The 6,757-nt window shown below is 71.5% G+C and carries 4 protein-coding genes and 2 pseudogenes; 2 read left to right on the top strand and 4 right to left on the bottom strand.

The annotated features are described in order from the left end of the window. Together BZY54_RS45775 and BZY54_RS45770 are read right to left on the bottom strand one after the other, a co-directional pair. Window positions 1-970, bottom strand: a pseudogene (locus BZY54_RS45775) (cellulose binding domain-containing protein); the annotation flags it as partial. 278 nt (window positions 971-1,248) lie between these two features. Beyond that, a complete protein-coding gene (locus BZY54_RS45770) occupies window positions 1,249-2,325 on the bottom strand; it encodes a lytic polysaccharide monooxygenase auxiliary activity family 9 protein (protein ID WP_244217664.1) in 1,077 nt (358 codons plus the stop codon). 272 nt (window positions 2,326-2,597) lie between these two features. Between BZY54_RS45770 and BZY54_RS45765 the strand changes: the two are divergent. Continuing rightward, window positions 2,598-3,436 (top strand): annotated as a pseudogene (locus BZY54_RS45765) (MFS transporter). Between the two features lie 47 nt (window positions 3,437-3,483). On the opposite strand, the gene BZY54_RS45760 reads toward BZY54_RS45765, so the two are convergent. After that, window positions 3,484-4,110: a hypothetical protein gene (locus BZY54_RS45760; protein ID WP_086731249.1), complete on the bottom strand. Its 627-nt coding sequence runs from the start codon at window positions 4,108-4,110 to the stop codon at window positions 3,484-3,486. 215 nt (window positions 4,111-4,325) lie between these two features. Here BZY54_RS45760 and BZY54_RS45755 point away from each other — a divergent pair, with 215 nt between their 5' ends. After that, window positions 4,326-5,948, top strand: coding sequence for an FAD-dependent monooxygenase (locus BZY54_RS45755; RefSeq protein WP_086731248.1), 1,623 nt, complete (start codon window positions 4,326-4,328; stop codon window positions 5,946-5,948). A 114-nt stretch (window positions 5,949-6,062) separates the two neighbouring features. Here BZY54_RS45755 and BZY54_RS45750 read toward each other — a convergent pair. Next, window positions 6,063-6,757: alpha/beta fold hydrolase (locus BZY54_RS45750; RefSeq protein WP_143668331.1), on the bottom strand; the 695-nt coding region annotated here is incomplete at its 5' end.

Genomic DNA, 6,757 nt, shown 5'->3' with positions numbered 1-6,757 from the left:
CGGCACCGGTGCCGTAGCTCTCCCAGCCCAGTCGCAGCGTGGTGGGGCGGGGCGCCGTCGTGCGGCTGAGCCACTGGGCGTCGACGTCCTGCGTGGGTGTGCCGTCCGCGTGCAGTCCGGCGATCTGCCTGTCGTCCAGTCAGGTGTCCATGTTCTGCCGAGTGGTGTCGAGGGCGAAACGCAGACACACCCAGCGGCCGGTCGGCAACGGTGTGCTCAGCGCCACCCCAGCCGGACTCTGCGCGGGCGGGGTCGCGTCGTCGGACTGCCGGTCCCACTGGAGGGCGCCGTTCTGGCCACCCACCCTCAGGTACCGTCCGCCGTCGCGCGCGTCGGCCAGGGTGACCATGGTGACGTGCGCCGCGGGCAGAGACGTCGTGTGGCGCACCCACAGCCGGCCGTACACCACGGGGCCCACCGTCGAGACGTCCTTCGTGGTGGCCACGAAGGCGTGGTTGCAGTAGCCGGCGGCTCCGTCCACCCGCACCGAGCGGCTTCCCGTGTGGGCCACCGACGTGTCGACGGCCACCTTTCCGGAACCGCCGCAGTCAGGTTCGACGACCGTCCACGCACCCGACGGCACGCTCCCGGTCCGGTCCTCGAAACCGGAGCACACCGTCGCGCCGGCGCACTCCGGAGCGGGACCGTCCGAAGGCGTGGGCGTGGGCGTGGGCGTAGGCGTGGGAGTGGGCGTCGGGTCCGGGCTCGGGTCCGAGCCGGGGTCGCAGGGCGCGCCGTCGAAGGTGAAGTCGTGGGGAGCGGGATTGACGCCGGACCACGTGCCCTGCAACCCGAATGCCGCCGAACCCCCGGTCGGCAGCGACCCGTTGTAGTCGAGACCGGCGGCGGTCACTGCCGTGCCCGTCTGAGTGACCCCGGCGTTCCAGGCGGAGATCACCCGCTGACCGGCGTCGAACGTCCATCCCAGCGTCCAGCCGGTCACCTGGGGACTGAGGTTGGTGACGGACACCCGCGCGGTGAAGCCGCCCGACCACTGGTCCACCCTCCAGGAGACCCGGCACGCTTCGTCGCCGCCGGCTCCCCGGGCGGCGCTGCGCGGCCGTAACCGGCCAGGCACGCCGGCAGCGCGGCCATCAGAGCCATGAGCGCCGCCGCTCGCAGTGCCCGCCTGCCCGGCGGTCGCACCGTCCTCGACACCATCGGCTCTCCTTCCGTGGACTGGCTGAAGTTCCTTGATGCGGTGAGTTCGGGCGGCCGCCGGGCGGCGCGCCGAAGCGGTCGCGGCGCCTACGAGCCGGCGCAGGCGACGGATCCGACCGGGGAGTTGTTGCCGGTGGAGGTGGCCGTGAAGCCGAAGGTGACGCTGCCGCCCGCGGGGATGGTCCGGTTGTAGTCGACGTTCCTGACCGTGACCGTGCCGTCCGTGCCCTTCGTCAGCGCACCGTTCCACACACTGCCGATCGCGGTGCCCTCACCCGGTTTCCATCGCACGGCCCAGCCGCCCAGCGGCGCGGTGCCGTGGTTCATCACCTCGACGGAGCCCTGGAAACCGCCGCTCCAGGAGTTCGTCACGGTGTACATGGCCATGCACGCACCGCTGGGATCGGTCGGCGTGGGGGTCGGGGTGGGCGTCGGTGCCGGGGTGCCGCCCGAGCCGCGGATGCCGGTGACCTCGCCATGCCCACCGTCGAAGACGATGTCGGAGCAGGAGAAGAAGTTCTCCTGGCTGTCCGAACGCACCCACTGGATGAAGAGCAGCGCGTCGCCGGAACGGCCGGAGGGAAGCGTCAGGTCCCAGTAGTAGTGCCCGCCGTCGGTGCCCGGCGTGCCCTGCTGCGGGGGATTGGTGACCGTCTGGATCAGCTCCAGGTCGTCCCAGCCGAGCTCCGTCGTCGGGGACCAGCCGGGTTTGGTGAGGTAGACCCGGAAGTCACCCGGGTGTGCGGCCCAGTTGCTGTATTGCACCTGCATCGACGCCCCGGACGTCAGATGCGTTCGGGGCCAGTCCGCCCGGGCGGCGTTGTAGGCGGAGAAGTCGTACGGCGAACGGTCGCCCGCGCTGCACAGCTTGCCGTCCGGCACGTAGCCGGGACCGCGGCCCCCGGCGGCGGAGTCCAGCACGGCGAACCAGTTGTACAGCGCGGTGGGACCGCTCTTGTTCAGCGCGTCCCGGCAGGCCGCGTTGGTGGGGTCCAGTGCGCCGGTGCTGGTGACGGCGTCGAGGTGGCACAGATACGTGCGCGAGCCGGGCATCATCGCCATGCCGTGCGCCTGCGCCTGGCCCTGACCCAGGAAGGTCAGGCCGAACGCGGCGAACAGGGTGGCCAGCGCCGCGACCAAGGAATACGTCCTGCGTCTCGTCACAAGGGGCTCCCTTTCGTTTGATTGATCAGAACATGACAAGCGCTGAGCGGAAGGCTATGGGAGCGCTCCCATAGAAGGTAGCGAGAGCTGGGTCCGATGTAAACGCACGTGCGTCCTCGCTGCCCCCGGACCGCGCCCTCCGTGATCGGCACGGCTCCGAAGAGCCGGACGCCGACGTGGCGAATGTCGCTCTCACTGCCTGATCCGTTTGCCATTGCCACGACTGAGCAAGCGCTCTCGTGCACAGCCGTGCCTGGTAGGAGGGAGCTCCCATGGCGGAGAACGAGGACGGTCTTCGGGTGATCGACGCCGATCCGGAGGCCGTCAAGCGCCATCGCGCGCTGTTCCGTGCCATCGAACGGCGCAGGAACCGCCCGCTGCGGCGCACCGACATCACCGTCACCGACGAGAGCGCGGTGAGACGGGCGGTGAAGGCCGCCTCGCTCGGCAACGCCATGGAGTGGTTCGACTTCGGCATCTACAGCTATCTGGCGGTCACGCTCGGGCATGTCTTCTTTCCGTCCGGGAACGCCACCGTGCAGCTGCTGTCGTCGTTCGCGACCTTCGCGGTGTCCTTCCTGGTGCGCCCCCTGGGCGGCATGGTGTTCGGCCCGATGGGCGACAGGATCGGCCGCAAGAAGGTCCTGGCCCTCACGATGATCATGATGGCGATCGGCACGTTCGCCATCGGCCTGACCCCCGCGTACGCCACCATCGGCTTCTGGGCTCCGACCCTGCTCATCCTCTTCCGACTGGTGCAGGGCTTCTCCACGGGCGGCGAGTACGGAGGGGCGTCCACGTTCATCGCCGAGTACGCGCCCGACCGGCGCCGGGGCTTCTTCGGGACAGCCCGGCGGCGGTGGCCTTCAACCTCTCCGCCTCCCTGTTCGGCGGAACGACCCCCCTGGTGATCACCGCACTGATCTCCGCCACGGGAAGCGACCTGATGCCCGCCTACTACTCCATGGCCGCGGCGCTCGTCGGCGTGGTCTCCGTGGCGTGCATGAAGGAGACGGCGCGCCGCCCGCTGGCCGGCTCCCCGCCCTCCGTGGCCACGCCGGAGGAGGCCGCACGCCTCGTGGAGAGCCAGGCACCGGTGCCCAGGTTCTGACCCGGGCGACCCCATCCCCGCTCGGCCGGCCGGGGCCCGACCCGCGATCAGTAACGCTGCGCCTTGACCAGGCGGGGTGTCAGCTTGGGCTCGGGCGGCTTGCGGCTGAACACGATGGGCTCTTGACGCTGGCCGGGCGCGAGATGCTCCGCGCCGGTGTAGTGGGTCTCGACGACGTGACCCTTTGCGTCCTCGAAGTCGACCTGCACGGCATAGGAGGCCTTGCGGTCGGTCTTGTTGGTGATGGTGACCAGGACCGCGAGCACGTTGCCCGTCTGTGCCTTGGGCAGTCCGGTCATGCCGACGTCGGACAGTGCGTTCCCGCGCCCCTTGACGTCCTTGAGGGCGTTCTTGGCAACCGCCTCCCGGCGAGCCGCGTCGGCCGACACCGACGCCTCGAACTCCGAGGCGCGCGCGGACGCTGAGGAGGCGGCCGCCGAGGCCGAGGCGCGAGCGGAGGAGATGGCCGCGGAGGCGGAGGAGGCCAGCGCGGACGGCATCGTCTGGGAGGAGAAGGACCCGGTGTTCGGCGGCGTGGGGGAGGGGCTGGCGGTGGACCCCTTGCCGCCGCCGCATCCGGCCAGCGCGCCGGCCAGGAACAGACAGGTCAGGGCGGCCGTGGCGACGGCGACGGGGCGCATTTCAGGGGGACGGACGCGACTGGGGGAGGGCATCGGGTCTTCCTTCGTGGGGGATCTTCAGCTCATCGTCGGTGCTGCGTCCCCGGTGCGCGACTCGGCCAGGACCGACGGGTGACGCCCGTCGGCGTGGTACCGGCCGGCACGGTGGCGGTGGGCTGTACCGCGCGCGAGCATGGAGAGGAACCGATCCGGCCGTGCGGACGATCAGCGGCAGGGCGTGCGCGCGGGGCAGCTTTCGGGAGACGCGCATGACCCAGACCCAAGTCCTGATCGCCGGTGCCGGCCCGGTGGGTCTGACCGCGGCGGTGGAGCTGCGACGACGGGGCGTGCGGTGCCGGCTCGTGGACCGCCTGCCGGAGCGCCTGCCCTACGCGAAGGCCGTGGGCGTGCAGCCGCGGACCTTGGAGATCTGGGACCGGATGGGCATGGTGCGTGCCGCGCTCGACGTCGCGGCGCCCCTGCGCGGACAACTCGTCTACGTCAACGGCTCCCAGCAGGCCGAGATCGAGCTGGCGCTGCCGCCCCAGGTGCCGTACGGCTTCGCCTCGCTGCCGCAGTACGAGACCGAGCGCATCCTGGAGGAACACCTCGCCCGCTACGGCACGCAGATCGAACGCGGAACGGAACTGTTGTCCTTCGACCAGGACGCGGACGGGGTGACGAGCCGACTGCGCGCCGACACTGGTCAGGAGACGGAGCTGCGCAGTCAGTTCCTCGTCGGTTGCGACGGCGCGCACAGTCTGGTGCGCGAACGACTGGGGATGTCGTTCGAGGGCGGCGCGTTCCCCGAGGAGTACATGCTCGCCGACGTCGAGCTGAACTGGGACCTGCCCGCCGGCCATGCCCTGCGCGCCATGCACCGCACCGAGGACGGCACCGTCGACGACCTGCTCGTCTGCGTTCCGCTGCCCGGCCGCTCGCGGTACCGGGTGTCGATGCTTGTCCCGCCGGAACGGCACGCGGACCAACCGCCTGAGCCCGTCGGGGCGGACGCGGCGGCGCACGCTGCGGAGAGCGCCGAGGCCCCCCGGATCGAGCAGGTCGAAGCCGCCCTGAAACGGCTGTCGCCCCGACCGGTCACCGCCTCCACGATGCGATGGTCATCGGTGTTCCGGATCGGCCACCGTATCGTCGACCGCTACGGCGAGGGCCGGGTGTTCGTCGCCGGCGACGCGGCGCACATCCATCCGCCGACCGGGGCCCAGGGCATGAACACGGGCATCCAGGACGCCCACAACCTGGCGTGGAAGCTGGCACTCACGGTCCAGGGCCTCGGGCAGCCCAGGTTGCTGGACAGCTACACGACGGAACGCCGACCGGTCGGCGAGGAGGTCGTGGAACGCACCGTGCGCCATGCCGGCCAAGGAGTGACGGCGGAGCACGACGACGTGAGGACCGTGCTGCTGCGCGAGGCCCAGCTGCTCGTCTCCTACCGGGACAGTCCCGTCGTCGAGCCGGGGACCGGAGGACCGGAACCGGCCGCGGGCGACCGGGCCCCCGACTGCGGCGGCCTGCGTGATCCGCTCGTCGCCCATCCGCTGCGCCTCTACGATCTGCTCCGCGAACGTGACCACGTGCTCCTGCTCTACGCCGGCACCGACGAGCAGGCCGCGGGGTTCGACGAACTCGCCGACGTCGCACGCAACACGGCCCGATCGGCGCTGGCCTGCTACGCGGTGCTCGCACCGGACGTCGGGGCCTCCGGGCTGCTGACGCCCTTCGTCCACGACGGCGCAGGGGAGTTCCGCGATGCCTACGGTGTCGAGTCGGCCGCCGCCCTTCTGATCCGCCCGGACGGCCACCTGGCCGCCCGCAGCACTCCGGCGGCCCGGCTGGAGGTGCTGGATGCCCTGGCGCGCGTCTTCGCCTGACGACTCCAGCCCTCTCCGAACGTCCGCGCGTCACCGGCTTCCAACTCCCGGACGAAGGCCCAGCGTTCAGTCGGGTCCCGCCGCGCCGGGCGCCCGTCGCCGGTCACCTCGGCGTCAGTCCCGCCCCAGCAGGAAGTCGACCACCGCCTGGCGCCCCTTGTCGTCGGCCGCCCTGCTCTGCACCGAGTGCGCGGCACCCGGCACCACCACGACCCGGGCGTGAGGCGTCAGCCGCTTCTGGTCGTAGAGCCACTCCAGGGGCGTCGACAGATCCCGGTCCCCGCCGAGCAGCAGAACCGGTACGCCGGGCAACCTGCGGTGCACCGGCGGCAACGGCGGCACGGGCGTGCTCGGCCAGTGCAGACAGCTGAGCATCGAACCCAGGCCCGTCGCCGTCGCGGCGTCGAACGGGCCGTAGTCCGCCGGAGTCAGCTCCGCGCCCGCCTTCTCCAGCGCCTCCTGCCGTCCGGCCACCGGCGTGTCGGACCGGCCCCACGGATAACGCCCGTCCAGACACAGCGTGGCGGCGTGCAGCCCCTGACTGAGCTCCTCCGCGCTCGCCGCGCTGCCCTCCCGCACACCCTCGATCAGCCCCTGCAGCAGGGAGGGGTCGCCGTTCGCCGCCTTGTGCAGGGCGTCGATCATCGTCGTGTAGTCCGGGTCCACGAACTCCCAGGTGGTCAGGGCGTCCATGACGTCGACGCCGTTGCCGTAGGTGTCGACCACCTTGGCCAGATCCGCCGCCGGGTCCGTGGTGCAGCCGGTCGCCCTGCATGCCGTCGTGAGCACGCGCGGCGCCGCGCGCAGGG

Source organism: Streptomyces carpinensis (genome assembly GCF_002154505.1).
Classification (GTDB): Bacteria; Actinomycetota; Actinomycetes; order Streptomycetales; family Streptomycetaceae; genus Streptomyces; species Streptomyces carpinensis.
The sequence above is the reverse complement of the archived record's forward strand: the minus strand, read 5'-3'. Positions and strand labels throughout refer to the sequence as shown.

Excerpts from the sequence above, each read along its gene's own strand:
- BZY54_RS45755 (WP_086731248.1), top strand. The coding sequence starts at position 4,326 with ATGACCCAGACCCAAGTCCTGATCGCCGGTGCCGGCCCGGTGGGTCTG.
- BZY54_RS45760 (WP_086731249.1), bottom strand. The coding sequence starts at position 4,110 with ATGCCCTCCCCCAGTCGCGTCCGTCCCCCTGAAATGCGCCCCGTCGCC.